This is a genomic window from Pseudoduganella sp. R-43, assembly GCF_049913255.1.
Classification (GTDB): Bacteria; Pseudomonadota; Gammaproteobacteria; order Burkholderiales; family Burkholderiaceae_D; genus Rugamonas.
Genome location: NZ_CP183988.1, coordinates 6,466,715 through 6,479,950, shown reverse-complemented (window position 1 = coordinate 6,479,950; position 13,236 = coordinate 6,466,715). Strand labels below are relative to the sequence as shown.

The 13,236-nt window shown below is 58.9% G+C and carries 15 protein-coding genes and 1 pseudogene; 10 read left to right on the top strand and 6 right to left on the bottom strand.

The features are described 5' to 3' along the window. Positions 1 to 2 precede the first annotated feature (2 nt). The 4 genes and pseudogenes from ACN9M3_RS29745 (at position 3) to tnpB (ending at position 2,566) form a co-directional block, all read left to right on the top strand. Positions 3 to 926 (top strand): immunity protein Imm33 domain-containing protein, encoded by a 924-nt coding sequence (locus ACN9M3_RS29745; RefSeq protein ID WP_426319513.1) that lies wholly within the window; start codon positions 3 to 5, stop codon positions 924 to 926. Between the two features lie 12 nt (positions 927 to 938). Beyond that, the gene (locus tag ACN9M3_RS29740; RefSeq protein WP_426165682.1) at positions 939 to 1,400 is read left to right on the top strand and encodes a hypothetical protein; all 462 of its coding nucleotides are present in this window, start codon (positions 939 to 941) and stop codon (positions 1,398 to 1,400) included. Positions 1,401 to 1,962: 562 nt separating this feature from the next. Then, positions 1,963 to 2,190: pseudogene (gene tnpA / locus ACN9M3_RS29735) on the top strand (IS66 family insertion sequence element accessory protein TnpA); the annotation flags it as partial. A gap of 64 nt (positions 2,191 to 2,254) precedes the next feature. Continuing rightward, the gene (tnpB, locus tag ACN9M3_RS29730; RefSeq protein ID WP_426165680.1) at positions 2,255 to 2,566 is read left to right on the top strand and encodes an IS66 family insertion sequence element accessory protein TnpB; all 312 of its coding nucleotides are present in this window, start codon (positions 2,255 to 2,257) and stop codon (positions 2,564 to 2,566) included. 164 nt (positions 2,567 to 2,730) lie between these two features. On the opposite strand, the gene ACN9M3_RS29725 is transcribed toward tnpB, so the two are convergent. Together ACN9M3_RS29725 and ACN9M3_RS29720 are read right to left on the bottom strand one after the other, a co-directional pair. Next, on the bottom strand, positions 2,731 to 3,555 hold the full coding sequence (locus ACN9M3_RS29725; protein ID WP_426319512.1) for an ExeA family protein: 825 nt from the start codon (positions 3,553 to 3,555) through the stop codon (positions 2,731 to 2,733). After that, positions 3,552 to 4,454, bottom strand: a complete 903-nt coding sequence (locus ACN9M3_RS29720; RefSeq protein ID WP_426319511.1) for a DDE-type integrase/transposase/recombinase — start codon at positions 4,452 to 4,454, stop codon at positions 3,552 to 3,554. The genes ACN9M3_RS29725 and ACN9M3_RS29720 overlap by 4 nt, the downstream gene beginning before the upstream one ends. A 52-nt stretch (positions 4,455 to 4,506) precedes the next feature. On the opposite strand from ACN9M3_RS29720, the gene ACN9M3_RS29715 reads away from it, so the two are divergent. The 5 genes from ACN9M3_RS29715 (at position 4,507) to ACN9M3_RS29695 (ending at position 9,468) form a co-directional block, all read left to right on the top strand. Beyond that, positions 4,507 to 5,355, top strand: coding sequence for a hypothetical protein (locus ACN9M3_RS29715; RefSeq protein WP_426319510.1), 849 nt, complete (start codon positions 4,507 to 4,509; stop codon positions 5,353 to 5,355). Then, positions 5,348 to 6,439, top strand: a complete 1,092-nt coding sequence (locus ACN9M3_RS29710; RefSeq protein WP_426319509.1) for a polymorphic toxin type 15 domain-containing protein — start codon at positions 5,348 to 5,350, stop codon at positions 6,437 to 6,439. The genes ACN9M3_RS29715 and ACN9M3_RS29710 overlap by 8 nt, the downstream gene beginning before the upstream one ends. 9 nt (positions 6,440 to 6,448) lie before the next feature. Then, complete coding sequence (locus ACN9M3_RS29705) at positions 6,449 to 7,072, top strand: GAD-like domain-containing protein (protein ID WP_426319508.1); 624 nt, start codon at positions 6,449 to 6,451, stop codon at positions 7,070 to 7,072. Positions 7,073 to 7,679: 607 nt separating this feature from the next. Next, on the top strand, positions 7,680 to 8,498 hold the full coding sequence (locus tag ACN9M3_RS29700; RefSeq protein WP_426319507.1) for a hypothetical protein: 819 nt from the start codon (positions 7,680 to 7,682) through the stop codon (positions 8,496 to 8,498). A 58-nt stretch (positions 8,499 to 8,556) separates the two neighbouring features. After that, complete coding sequence (locus tag ACN9M3_RS29695) at positions 8,557 to 9,468, top strand: hypothetical protein (protein ID WP_426319506.1); 912 nt, start codon at positions 8,557 to 8,559, stop codon at positions 9,466 to 9,468. A 3-nt stretch (positions 9,469 to 9,471) separates the two neighbouring features. Here the strand turns inward: ACN9M3_RS29695 and ACN9M3_RS29690 are convergent, their stop codons facing one another. After that, entirely contained in the window at positions 9,472 to 10,212 is a 741-nt protein-coding gene (locus ACN9M3_RS29690; protein WP_426319505.1) for a radical SAM protein, read from the bottom strand. Beyond that, entirely contained in the window at positions 10,209 to 10,694 is a 486-nt protein-coding gene (locus ACN9M3_RS29685) for a tetratricopeptide repeat protein (RefSeq protein WP_426319504.1), read from the bottom strand. The genes ACN9M3_RS29690 and ACN9M3_RS29685 overlap by 4 nt, the downstream gene beginning before the upstream one ends. Positions 10,695 to 10,805: 111 nt before the next feature. On the opposite strand from ACN9M3_RS29685, the gene ACN9M3_RS29680 reads away from it, so the two are divergent. Continuing rightward, complete coding sequence (locus tag ACN9M3_RS29680; protein WP_426165662.1) at positions 10,806 to 11,426, top strand: PEP-CTERM sorting domain-containing protein; 621 nt, start codon at positions 10,806 to 10,808, stop codon at positions 11,424 to 11,426. Here the strand turns inward: ACN9M3_RS29680 and ACN9M3_RS29675 are convergent, their stop codons facing one another. Further along, the gene (locus tag ACN9M3_RS29675) at positions 11,427 to 12,002 is read right to left on the bottom strand and encodes a tetratricopeptide repeat protein (protein ID WP_426165660.1); all 576 of its coding nucleotides are present in this window, start codon (positions 12,000 to 12,002) and stop codon (positions 11,427 to 11,429) included. Between the two features lie 15 nt (positions 12,003 to 12,017). After that, positions 12,018 to 13,169: a tetratricopeptide repeat protein gene (locus ACN9M3_RS29670; RefSeq protein ID WP_426319503.1), complete on the bottom strand. Its 1,152-nt coding sequence runs from the start codon at positions 13,167 to 13,169 to the stop codon at positions 12,018 to 12,020. Between the last annotated feature and the right edge of the window lie 67 nt (positions 13,170 to 13,236).

Genomic DNA, 13,236 nt, shown 5'->3' with positions numbered 1-13,236 from the left:
CTATGGAACATCAGACGCCGTTACCTAACGTCGATGATTATCTTTTCGGACGTGGACTTACGCTCGCGGACTATTACATTGAACAGACCCCCGTGTCTGAAATGCTTTGTTATCGAGACGCAAACGGACGTGATTTCGATCTGCAGATTAATGATGCGCAACTCGCCGCAGCGGTGTTGACACGACTGAAGGGCCTGGGCGTGCGAATCGTAAGGCTGGGTGGTGTTGAATCAATTGAAACTACTGATGCCGGCGCACGCCAGCAATTTGAATCGCGAACAGCAGCAGAAATCACGCAGGCTTACATCGGCCAGCAGCCCTTTGCTGTGAAGGCGGCGCCTTCGTTAAAGGGGCAGGTCGCCTGGTTAATCTCGTTGTTTCAAGACATGCACGCGCAAGGTCGACCGATAGTGGCGGGTCAACGCATTCAGTTGGGATTCTCCATGCTTACGGTTGGCCAGTCTCCGGACGGCACGCTAACGTTATGGGAACCTGATTTTGAGCGCAACCCTTTCGTGGATTTGCGTGAAGGTGTGGACGTGACTTTGGCATTGTTGTCTCAGCAAACCGGATTTATACGGCGCGCCAATTGTGCTTCGGCAGAGATTTCGTTCCAGGACAAGATCGTGCTGGCTCGCGGAGCGCTTCAGGCGCCATCCATTTATTTGGAAAGAAGTGCTCCGAATCCGGAAAAGCATGATTCTGGATGGTTTATAGGCATTCGTAATAGCAATGCTGAATTTGAATTGGAGGCGATTTACGCGTTCCAGCTAATTCAACTTCGTCCGGCTTTGTTGGAGGTGCTGGCACTTCCTGCTGGCTTCATGGTTTTTATTGAAGGCAACCAGATCATGGATGTCGCCAATGAACACAATCAAGCGATTGAGATTTTGCCGGCTCCCATTGCAGCCGGCGTTTCCAAGTGAGGTAGTGTGAGCGTGGATCTGATTGACGCATTTATCGAACTCCGCCAGGACGGCAAAGAGATCGTTCCAGGAATGACCTTCCAGACGCTCAGCCAACTCGGCTGGGCACCGAGCAAAATTGTTAGGGTGTCTTGGCTGGCTGGCCAAAGGCAGTTAGCGCTGGATTACCCAGATGGCGTATTGGCCAAAGTTTTGCCAGGCAGGGGGCATGTCGCGGTAATTCCACAGATTGGTGGTGCCGCTGGTTCTCCAAAACTGACTGTCATGGATGCGCAAGGACGGGAATGTTATGTTTTGGGAAGCGCTCAGGAAATCGCTGGCGTTATGAGGTACGGCAGCTTCCTTTGGTTTGAACCCTCTGATACGGATCCGGAACATCGATTCGGAGTTGTGTTTGAGACGGCTGATCAGCAGTTCCTGCTTGAGCTAGAGATAAATAGCGGAGCGGTCAAAGTGGTGCGAGAACTACGTTGATGCTTGGTCAGCGATATGTGTAATCGAAAGGCGCTGATATGAATTGACCAGTTGTTGCGCGCCGCGCTTTCATCGTATCGTGAACCAAATTATCGTCGAGCGATTTTGGCAAGATTGGCGGCGTTTTACCACGTTGACGTCGTAGCATTTTCCCTGGCCGGCCACGCTTGGATCGTATCGCCTGCCGCTTTGGCGTCGTAGCGTCAGTGAAAAAGTATGGGGACGCGAAGTCCCTCTGGCGCTACGACGTACGCGGCTGGCCGCCCTCATCTTCGATGTGTTCCCGCTGCGTGATGAAGTCGGGAAGATGCCCTACGCCTTGCCCCCGCCGCGCGCTTGCTGCTGCTTGAGCAGTGCTTCGTGCGAACGCCAATGCGGTTGCTGCAGCGCCATGTTGACATGGGTGACGGTGCAGATACGCTGACTATTCCGGCAAGCCTCCACCAGACTGGCATAACACAGGTTGCGCGCCAATCGCAGATTGCCTGTAAGCGCTCAACGCGACCACATATGAAAGTTGGCAAGGCCTGGTCAAACTTCGGTTTTCACTTTGGAGAACCGGATGGCAAATCAAGAACGAGAGCAGCGGTGGTTGGAGCGTATCGCGTTATGGCGTGAGAGCGGCATGTCGCAGCGGGCCTTTGCGCAGAAGCATGGCTACCCTATCCGCCAAGTCGGCTACTGGGTTCGGCGTTTGAGTCGTAGCGAGCCAGCGGTAGCGGCCTTGGTGCCTGTTGTGATTAAGGCGGAAGTTAGCGCACCGGCATTGATCTTGCGCGGACCGCATAGCTGGTCCGTCGAGTTCCAGCAGGCGCCTCGGCAGCTTGGGTGGCCGATCTGCTGCGCGGTCTGTAATGCAGCTGCAGGCAACGACAGTTTGGCTTGCAACCCAGCCAGTAGACATTCGCGCTGGGGGCGATCGCCTGTCACTGCATGTGCAGCAAGCGCTGGGCCGCCCACCATGCGATGGCACAGCCTACGTGTTCAGCAACCGGCGCCACACTCGCCTGAAGGTCGTGTGCTGGGACGGCAATGGCGTGTGGATGTGCGTGCGCCGCCTGCATCGCGGCCAGTGTTGCGCGCCGCGCTTTCATCGTATCGCGAGCCAAATTATCGTCGAGCGATTTCGGCGAGATTGGCGGCGTTTTTCCACTTTGACGTCGTAGAATTTTCCCTGCCTGGCCACGCTTAGATCGTATCGTCTGCCGTTTTGGTGTCGTAGCTGCGCTGAAAAAAAAGGGGACCCGAAGTTCCCCGCGCTACGATATGCGCGGCTGGCCCCCATCATCTTCAATGGATTCCCGCTGCGTGATGGCGCCGGCAGGATGCGCTACACTTTCTCCCCGCTGCGCGCTTGCTGCTGCTTGAGTAACGCTTCGTGCGAGCGCCAGTGCGGTTGCTGCAGCGCTGCGTTGACGTGGGTGACTGTGCAAATACGCTGTCGATCCATGCAAGCGGCCACCAGGCTGGCGTAGCACAGATTGCGTGCCAACCTCAGGTTGCCTTGTACTGCGCGCAATACGACGTTCAGCGCCGCCTCGTCGAAGGTGTTGGCGCCCAGTCCGACCGCCGCCAGTTCGGCCACGATGAACGCGGCCAGCTGTTCGTCATTGAGCGGCAGCAGCTGCTTTGAATAACTGATGCGGCTCTTGATGTCTTCGTTGCACATCAGCGAGAGACGATGCAGCAGCTCCGGCTGGCCAAGCAACACCAGGTTATGCTTGCTCGGGAATCGCTCGAACAACAGGCGCAGCTTGCGCAAAATAAGCACATCGAGCAAGTGCGCATCGTCGATCACGAGGTACAGGTTCTTCTGCGATTGTACATGGCGCCAGGCCGCCTGCACCAGCTCCTTTTCAATGTCCTTGGGCGCGGCTTTGATCTGCAGCGATTCACCCAACTGCTTGAGGATCGGAAGATAGGTATGCATGGTTTGGGTGAAGCTGGCCACCACGCAATCACGTGCCTTGCCTAGTTGTTCCAGGTGCTGGCGGATAACGGATTTGCCGACGCCGGGATCGCCGACTACGACGCAGAAGCCGCCATGCTGGGCATGGATCTGCACCATCTCCAGCGCTTCGCTTTGTTGCGGCAGCAGGGGCGGATCCTTGCGGTAGAAGGGTTCCTGCGTCAGGCCGAATGTGGACTTGATCATGTGCGCTCTCCCGTTGCCGCCGGCATGCGAAGGCGTGCATTGGCGTGCAGGTCGAGCGCATTGGCTTGGCCCATGCGCTGGCCGGCGAAGTAGACGATGAAGCTGTCGCGCCGCTGGCGGTCATAACGCACTTGCACCGCCTTGCCACGCAGGTCGACCGGGCATTCGTAGCGTTGCGAATTGATCGAGAAGACATTGGTCTTGCTGACCTTGCGTTCCTCTTCGACATAAAACACCTCGGCCGAAAAGGCGTCGTCGGCCAGGAAGGTGATGCGGTTGCGGTCCAGGTTGAAACGGTCGACGGGCGCCATCTGGATGCCGCTGTGGAATTGCGCGTTGTATTCCTGCTCCACCCACTGGTGAGTCAGGCGGTTAAGTTCTTCCAGCGAAGCGAAGTGGGTATGCAAAGTCAGGAAGCGGTCGCGAAAACCCCGGAAGAAACGTTCGATCTTGCCCTTGGCGGCGCCGTCGCGGATGGGCGCGTGCGACAGGTGGATGTCGAGCCGCAGGCAGGCTTGGGCGATTTCGCGGGCGCTGTAGTTGCTGCCGTAATCGAAGTAGAGGCGCTGCGGCTTGCCGCGCTTGTACAAGGCAGAACGGAAGGCCTGCACCATATTCTCCGTATTGTCGCGGTAAAAGAACTCGGCGTGCGTAATGACGCGCGAGGCGTCGTCGAGGAAGGCGATCAGGAAGGTTTTTTTCCACTGGCCGTCGGCCTGTTTGATGCTGGGGCCGTGCAGCGTGTCGGCTTGCCACAACTCATTGGCGAACTGCATGGCGAAGGAGAGGCGCTGCTTGTGCATGGTTGGTTCATCGAGCAGCTGGTTTTTGCGCAGCATGCGGTAAAAGGTGGTGGGCGCCAGCTGCGAGCGCGTGAACAGGTTGCGCTGCAGGAGCACGCGGTATAGCACGCTCTTGGGCAGAAAAACGGCGGTATCGTTGGCCGGCCGGATGGGCTTGATTGCCGGCGAAGGTGCGGAAGCCGCCGCAGCGGCAAACGCCCTGCGCTCGGCGGTTGGGGAGGCTGGCGCGGCTGATGCTGTTGTTGCAGGACGTGGCGCGGTTGGCAATGCCAACGGTGCGCGCGCCGCTGCGGGCGAAGTCGCAGGTGAGACCGGGGCTGTACGCACAGCTGCATCGGAAGCCAGGTCGGGCGCCGTAGGTGAGGCCGCCACAACCCGTGGGCGCCTCAACGGCGAGCCGAATCCGGCAACCGCGATCACTGGCGATGCCAGCGCCGCAAGCCGCGCAAACATTGCGGACCGCGCAGCACCACGCAATCCGTGGGAGCAGACTGAGGTGACAGGAGGGAAGGTCGCCGAGGCTGTACCGGGACGCGCCGCGTCGGAGATGCCAAAGGTAGCCAATGGCAGTGGCGTGGCGGCGGATGCGCCTGCTGTAGTGCGCAATGCCCTGGGTGAAGTTCGTGCAGGCTCCAATGCGGCAAAGGTAGAGCGTGAGGTGCCGCGCGCCGAGCAAGGCCCCGCTCCACGCGCACCAGAGCCGTATCGTCCGCCAGTGCAGGAGCCGACGCCGGCATCTGCGCCAAGCACGCCGGCACCGCGCGGTGCTGAGGTGCATGCGCCACAAGCGCCGCAGGCTCCACGTTCAACTCCGACGGCAGGCAATGCGCCGCAGAAGTTCGAGCTGTCCATGAAGGAGCACAACCGCGCACTGCAGGATGCCGGCCTGAATCGGGCAGAACGCCGAGCTGTCATGAACGGTGAAGCTTCCGCCGCCGAACTTGGGAGTCTCGAAAACCGGCCGGCCGGTGATGGTCAATGGCGTGGACGTGCGTAACCTGCGCCGTGCCTGCTTCGTGGCCGGTACGCCTGTGGAAACCCGCGACGGGTTGCGCGCGATCGACCGCCTGGCCATTGGCGACCAAGTTCTGTCGCGTCACGAGGAGACGGGTGAGATTGCCTATCGTACCGTGGTCCGTACGATCGTCATCGAGGACAAGCAGATTTATCGTCTGGTCGTAGCGGACGAGGCAGGCAACCGCGAAACGATCCGCACCACCGATGAACACCCGTTCTGGATCGCAGGCCATGGCTGGGTACGTGCAGCCGATCTGCGTGAAGGCGATCCATTGCTGACGCCGTCCGGCGAACATCGCGTGGTGGTGTCGCTGGTGGAAGAAGAAGGGCTGGAAACCGTCCACAACATTGAAGTTGACGAGTTCCACACCTACTTCGTTGGTGAGTTGCGCATCTTCGTTCACAATGCCGACTGCGGTGAAGTGGAAATTGTGCAGAACACACGACGCCGTGTAGCCGCGGAAGGTCCGACACGTCCGGTTGTGCCTGGGGATGCAGCGCGAGTAGTCTTCGATCCAATGGGCGGCGACAAATTCCGCGCATTGCAGACTGCCGCGGAACGTCGAGAGTTCTTGACAGAGTACGCACGGCAGATCCGAGGTCAGGAAGATGCTTTGAATAGCTTGACAGTTGATCAATTCATGAAAGCACGAGATTCCTTCGATAAGCTGGGACGCAATCCGAATGCGAAACGGGCGCAGAAACAGTTCACGAAAGATTTTGAGCGGGAGGTTAAGCAAAGTATTGCTGAGCGTATGAGGCGCGAAAATCCGCAACTCAGCGATGATGCGATAGACAAAATGGCGGCGCAACAGGCAACGGCAGCTCGTAAAGGCCTCGCAGCATTACATGAGCCGGATAACGTCGCAGGAGGTTATACTTCGGCCGACCCAACTCGTATGGGAAATGCTAATGTCAACTCGTCGATCGGTCCTTCTTGGAACAGCCGCGTTGAAGCTTTGGATTCTTGGGCTGCCAAGGCAAAAGAGGCCGGCTATGGCGGTCACCAAATGAACGTACGCCTGTTCCTAGAAACAGGGCTGATTAATAATGGCCGAATTTAAAGGATGCAAATGAAAAGAGAATATTCCGCTTTCTTGGCGGCCTCCGGCCGCGGAGCGCAATATGCGACTGTTCCTGACCAGATATTGGAGAAGTACCGTGGGATATTGCCAGATTCGTTGCTTGAAATTTGGCAAAGCCAAGGCTGGTGCTCGTATGGCGGAGGTATGTTCTGGACTGTCAATCCAGAAGAATATGGGTGGTTAGTCGATGGCTGGATAAAGCCGCTGAACGAGCTGCCTGAGGACCGCTATTTCATAATTGCGCGTTCGGCTTTCGGCGAGTTCTTTTGCGCGCGGGAGAATGGTCCGCGAGTAATCACGATATGTTGCCCAATTGCCGCCGTGATGGCCCGTAGCTCGGCACTTGCCTCAGGCAACATGGAGGATGCAATTGACATGTTTTTCGGTGGGATGCGTCTGGAAGACTTTGATTTCGATGACGACGACGATAATCCAATGTTTGAAGCTGCTCGGGGCGCGCTTGGAGTACTGGGACCAGACGAGGTATACGGCTTTGTGCCGGTACTTCCTCTGGGCGGCGAAGCAAATGTTGCGAACTTGCAGAAGTTGAAGCTTGGAGTTCATATTGACATTATCAAACAGTTTGCAGGCGTACAATTGATGACGGACTAAGCTAAGGAGAGTTGAGAATCTCGAATAGGATGCAAACGGATTTGACAGTTGGAAGAAGTGTAAAGCGCGAAGTCCTTTGTTCCGAACACCGGGTCTGCGGACGCTGAGTTGTGCTGTCTGCTGTCCACGATCGCAGACAAGTACCTGCGTCTGCGCCAGGGAGCAATCGGCGCAGCAAGCTCAACTTTCAACGGCGACTTCACAATAGCGGTTGCTCATGCGGCGCAAGTCGTGCTTGCTGCACCATTTGCGGATATTGAGGCTCAATCTGTTCAATGTGATGGCGGCGAGTCAGCCGTCTTCCGCACCTCTGCCTATCAGCGCGGGCCTGCTGTCGACCTCATAATCATCTGCTGGTCAACGGTATCTATCCCACTGCCCAGTCGTACAACTCCAGGTTTGCCGAGGGCGAGCGGCCCTTCGCCTTGCGGCCAGCGATGCGCACGATGTTTCTGTGCCATCAAGTGCTATTACATGCAGGAGGATAGCTTGAGCAAAATCCGCTTGGTTCAGAACGTGTGCACATGCCGAGCTTTTATCCCCTGCGCCTGACTGCGACCATTGAACTTCCGAAAATTCTAGCAGCGAGCAGATGAAGGAATGGAAGATGAAACAGTATGAAAAGGTATTGGGCGGGCTTGGCATGCCGGAGGAATTGATTGCGCTAGCAACGGGCAGGCTCCAACTGCCTAATGGAATAAACGAACAGCCTGCACGGTGCTACGGCTTTCCGCCGGCACTCATTCCGTTTTGGAGTGCGCCAGATGCGATGATTTACACGGGCTACTGGAGTCACTGGTTCGCTGATCGTGACGCCAGCTTTGTCAAGATGTACGTCAAGTTGGGCTACGTGGTATCTGAAATAGCGCGGACCTGCGAACAGTTCAAAGCATACGAAGTCTTGAATGAGCTTGTATTCGCGGATGAATCCACCCCGGAAGTTGCCGACTTTGCAGCCAAACTAGGGGTTGATTTAGGCCAGATTGAACAATTTGCCGAAACTCATGGCGACGACCCAACACAGTTATATTTGCTGCCAGAATTTGCAGTACGCACGCCACTGGAAAGCTGTTCTGGGTCGAAAGGTTATGACGGTGGTTTTCCAACCGTTAGCAACGCCAATGGTTCTGCTAATAAACAGGCGTCCTCTTTTGAGTTAAATGAAACCACCGCGCGTGCGTTTCTGGCCAGTCCTGATTGTCCCCCATGGTTGAAGACTACGGACAAACAGCACTTATTCCAGACCTATTTGAGTGCGGGAGACCTGACATCGGCGTGGTTCACGTTAAATTCAAGCGGCTGGAACTTTGCCGCTGCTCGGGCCGCATTGACGAAATTGGCGCACCACTCGGAAGTCGACAATTTTCACGCAATGGTCGAGGCATGGCTGTCCTTGCCGCACGAACAATATGGCGTTGGCTATTAGTAGTGGACAAAAATGGTACTTGGAAGCTCGTGACGATTGAGAGTACAGGAGGAAAATTGTGGCATTTCAGGCTGACCCGGAACTGTTGAACCAGACGGTGCAGGCGCTCGCCGATAGCGCGCCGCCGGATTGGAGAGTGATTACTTTCTATTTTGAGTTCTTAGAGGATGAGCAACTCGGGCTGAGAAATAAGTGCACTGCGAGGGCGTTGGGCGGCGAAAATTTCGATATCCACCTGGATAGCTACGACCTCGGCAACACGATTCAGACATACGATACGGTCAAGGCCCTATATCAAGAGGCTGTCCAGCATGGCGAGAAATGGACGGGCGTACGCTTGACAGTCCTGTGGAACGGGCGCTTCAGGTTCCGCTTCTTTTATGGTCAAACACCTCTTCTGGGCGGCGACCGTGAAACGGTGCTGCAGATTATGTCCGAAGGCTTGAACGAATTATGCAAGCCTGACATCGGACGAATTGTGAATCCAGAAATGACTCCAACAGTCGACGAAATTTACCAGCAGATCAAATCTCATCATCTGTTCAAGGTAATCCGTGGCGAGGAAGGCGTGTTTCGCACGCCGTCCTACATTAATGCCGACTTGCTGCCGACCGATCACAACGAGTTGCTGGTCAAGGCGATTTATCCGATCGCCGAGAAGTACAACGTCAAGTTTGCAGAGCGCGAACTTGACTTGGCCTTGCGCGTCGCCGCAAGTGATGCGCTGGGCGTTTTCTGCGCCATCCAGTGCTACTACATGCAAGTGGTGAACGAGGAAGACGGCTTAAGCAATATTCGGTTGAACCGGGCGGATTTGCCGCAGTATTTGACGGCGCGCTATTTCGCTTTGGTGGAAGACCTCAAGAAATTGAACCTGAGCGGCAATGATGCGCCCGATTATGCGCAAAAGAGTGCCCTGAGCTACCTGAGGATCCTGGTGGAGCAGTATGGCGTGAAGGCCACCGCATAGGCGTTAGCGCAAGTGAGCACAGCCAGCGCAGGGGAGCGGCACCTTGCGCTCTTCGAGGATGCTGCGCAGCGCGGCGATTGACTCGAAGCGGCTGGCGTCCTTGATGAAGCAGCATGGCATCTCGCCGCCGCTCAGGTCGTAGTAGCGCATGCCGTCATTCTCCAGAAGGTGGCAACGGTACTCGGTCGGTTGGCGGTGCAGCTGGATGCGCTGTGGGTAACGGCGGCTGTAGTCGTCCTTGCCCTGCAGCGGCTGAATCATGTGGCGCAAGCCGCGCTTGCGGCACCATTCGCGCACTGGCTGAACCGAGGCGGAAACGGCGACGGAGAAGATCGTGATGTCGAGTCTGCCGCGCAGGTTCTCGACAAACTCGATGACGCGTTCCAGGTTGTGGCGGCCGATGCTGGCCGCTTCGCAGGCATCCAGCGTGTCTATGCTGACGCCGATCTGGCGGAAGTCGGCCAGGAAGTGTTCGGGATATTTGTACGTGCCGTTGGTGATGGTGAACGGCTCGGCGCCGATGGTGCGCGCGTAGGCGGCCATGGCGAAGAAGTCGCGGTTCAGCGTTGGTTCGCCTTCGCCCTGCAGCGACAGGCGGCGTGGCACGCCGTAGCGCGCGACGTGCCTGTCGACGATGGCGCGGAAACGTTCCAGCGGCATGTCGCCTTGCGCCATGTCGCGTCCTGCGCAGTAAAAGCAGTCGAAGTTGCAGCGTGTGCTGACTTCGACTTGCACATCCATCATTGCTGGGCCGTGGCGTCCAGCGATTGCAGCAATTCCCTGCCGCGCTCGGCGTACAGGTTGCTGGAGGCGGCCGACTGCAGCAACACGTCCAGGTGGCGGCGCGCGTCTTGCGCCTTGCCCTGGCGCGCCTGGTGCAAGGCGCTGAAGTACAGGGCCGGCGGGTGCACCGGGTCGCGTTCCAGGATGGCATCCCACAGCACTTGCGCCTGTTCGGCCTGGCCGTCGTTGAAGTAGGCCATCGCCAGCTGGAACTGCTCGGTCGGCGCGTCCGGGTGCAGTGCCAGGTAGTGCTGGAACAGCTCCTGGGCGCGGCGCGGCAGGCCCAGCTGGGCGTATAGGCGGGCCGTCATGGCAATCGCTTCCGGTTCGGGGGCGTTGCCGGCCAGGACCAGCTTCAACTTTTCCAGTGCGAGGTCGAGCCGGTTGCTGTCGATGTGATGGCGGGCCAGGGCGACCAGTTCATCGGGCGCAAATACGGACAAATTGTTGCTGGACGTCATAGTGGCGAAAGAAAAGTTAAGTAATTTGAATGTCAACATGCTACCATACAATGTTTAATGTATTGCAGCATCTATTTCTAAAAAGGAAAAAGTATGTTCAGCAGCTGGAAGCGCTGCGGCTTGCTGGCCGTGGCTTTATTGATGTCGGCGTCTGCGCAAGCGGGCTTGTTGACGTTCGAAGACCAGGACCCTGGCGACTGGGTGGCGCCGCTGGAGGCGGGCTATGGCGGCTTTGAATGGGGCAATGACCCCGCCGTTGTTTTCAAGGACTACATCCAGTCCCGCGGCTACCAATTGGGCACGGTGGGCAATGTTGGCTTGATCGGCTGGGACGGCATTATTTCGTTCTCGCGTGCGACCAAGTTCAATTTCGACCGCGCTGCCATCACGGCCGCCTGGAGCATGGATGAGGATGTCCTGGTGCAAGGCTGGCGCAATGGCCAGCTGCTGTACACCAAGACCCTGCAGACCTCCTTCAACGGACCTTACTACTTCGATTTCGGCTTCAAGGGCGTGGACGCGGTGAGCTTCCTGGGCACCGGTGGTATCGATGCCGGCTCGCAGGACGGCGCCGGCCCGCAACTGGTGCTTGACCAGATCCAGTGGAGCGTCGACCAGGTCGACCCGCCTGGCGATGTGCCGGAGCCGGCGACGTTGCCGCTGATGGCCGGCGGTCTCGGCCTGCTGGCCCTGGCACGCCGCCGGCGTTCCTGATCAGTGCGTGCTGCGGCCGGTATAGGCCGACAGCATCACGTGCTGGCTGCTGTCGGTGCCGGCGCTTTGCTGGCGCTGTTCTTCCGGCAGCTTGTTGACGTCGTCGATGATGCGCTGCATGTCGGCGTTCAGGGCCGGGTTGTCCAGGTTCAGTTCAATGCCGCGTTGCAGGTAGCGCAGCGCATCGGCAAATTCATCCGCCAGCAGGTGGCGCAGGCCGCGGCCAAAGTGGAACAGGCATTTGCCTTCGTCCAGGTCGTCCAGCGCCACCAGCACGTCGTTGGCGCGCGGGCCGTCGCCTGACGACAGGTACAGCAGGCCCAGCTGGAAGCGCGCGATGGCCAGTTCCGGATTGGCGGCAATGGCCGCTTCCATCGCGGTTGCGGCGCGGTCATACATGCGCAGCGAGGCGTAGCTGGCGCCCAGCATCAGCAGCGCTTCGGCGCTGGCATCGGGGCGGCTGCCCGCTTCTTTCAGGTAAGCCAGCGAGGTGGCGGAATCGCCGTTACGGTCGGCTTCCAGCGACAGCTGGAGCAGCTCGGCCTGGTCAAGCATGGCGAGGGTGGGGTTGCTCATTTTCGTAATCCGTTCTCAGTGTTTCGGCGCGCGTTGCGCCACAAAAGTGGTCAGGTATTCCTGCAGGCTCGGGGCATCCGCCGTCGGGCGCTGTTGCAGTGCGCGCGAGATCAGGCGGTCGGCCAGCTGGCCGTGGCCGTCCAGCTTGAGCAGGGCGGCCTTGGCGTAGACGGCGCCGAAGTTGGCCGGGTCCAGGCGGTTGGCCACGGTCACGGCCTGGCGCGCCTCATCCAGGCGGTTCAGGTGCACCAGCGCGGCAGCCAGGCCGCCGTGGGCTTCGGCGAAACCACGGTCGGCTTCCACGGCGCGGCGGAAACTCTGTTCCGCTTCGGCGTGGCGGCCGGTGGTCAGCTGGGCCCAGCCCAGCGCGACGATGGTGCCGGAATGCTCGGGCATGCAGGCTTCGGCCCTGGCCAGCGAGGCCAGCGCATCGTCCTGCTCTTCGGTGTAGAGCTGGCTCAGGCCCTTGCCCAGCCAGGCGCGCCCGTTGTCCGGGCGCTGCGCCAGCACGGTGTCGAAGCTGGTGCGCGCGGTGGCGATGTCCTGGTCTTCCAGCGCCAGCGAACCGCGCACGGCGTTGGCTTCCACGCTGTCGGGCTGGACGGCCAGGGCCGCCTCGGCGGCGGCGCGCGCCTGTTCGCGGTCGCCCTGGTCGAAATAGAGCAGGGAAAGATAGGCCTGGCTGTCGGGCGATTCGGTCTGGGCATGCCATTGCCGGGCCGCTTGCAGCGCTTCATCCATCTGGCCGGTGTGGTGCAGGCAATTGGCGAGGTAGCGCGCATTGGCCGGCACATCCAGGCCGCCCGCTGCGGCGGCGCTGAACTGCTGCGCCGCTTCCTCGAAGCGATCCTGGTAGAACAGGGCGATACCCAGGTTGTGCTGCAGCGCCGGCGCTTGTTCGCCCTCTGCCAGCAAGCCTTCGAACAGGACGCCCGCTTCGCTGAAGCGGTGCTGCGACAGGTAGACGGCGGCGGTGCGCGCGGTGGCGGCCGAGGCATCCGGCAGCAGGGCGGCGGCACGGCCATAGCTGGCCAGGGCGGCATCGAACTGGCCTGCCTGGTGCTGCAGGTCGCCCAGGTCGAGCAGCAGGCTGGTGTTGTCCGGATCGGCTTGCAGGAACGTGGTGAAGCGCTGGATCTTGGCGGTGAGGTCTGTTGCGGTCGACATGGTAAAGCTTGGCAAATTTAGCAATGCAAGATCATCCTACAATATGATGAACGTGTAAACAACGCAA

Coding starts and splice junctions, on each gene's coding strand:
- ACN9M3_RS29745 (WP_426319513.1), top strand. CDS start 3: ATGGAACATCAGACGCCGTTACCTAACGTCGATGATTATCTTTTCGGA.
- tnpB (WP_426165680.1), top strand. CDS start 2,255: ATGCAGCTGCAGGCAACGACAGTTTGGCTTGCAACCCAGCCAGTAGAC.
- ACN9M3_RS29725 (WP_426319512.1), bottom strand. CDS start 3,555: ATGATCAAGTCCACATTCGGCCTGACGCAGGAACCCTTCTACCGCAAG.
- ACN9M3_RS29715 (WP_426319510.1), top strand. CDS start 4,507: ATGGGCTTGATTGCCGGCGAAGGTGCGGAAGCCGCCGCAGCGGCAAAC.
- ACN9M3_RS29705 (WP_426319508.1), top strand. CDS start 6,449: ATGAAAAGAGAATATTCCGCTTTCTTGGCGGCCTCCGGCCGCGGAGCG.
- ACN9M3_RS29700 (WP_426319507.1), top strand. CDS start 7,680: ATGAAACAGTATGAAAAGGTATTGGGCGGGCTTGGCATGCCGGAGGAA.
- ACN9M3_RS29690 (WP_426319505.1), bottom strand. CDS start 10,212: ATGATGGATGTGCAAGTCGAAGTCAGCACACGCTGCAACTTCGACTGC.
- ACN9M3_RS29680 (WP_426165662.1), top strand. CDS start 10,806: ATGTTCAGCAGCTGGAAGCGCTGCGGCTTGCTGGCCGTGGCTTTATTG.
- ACN9M3_RS29675 (WP_426165660.1), bottom strand. CDS start 12,002: ATGAGCAACCCCACCCTCGCCATGCTTGACCAGGCCGAGCTGCTCCAG.
- ACN9M3_RS29670 (WP_426319503.1), bottom strand. CDS start 13,169: ATGTCGACCGCAACAGACCTCACCGCCAAGATCCAGCGCTTCACCACG.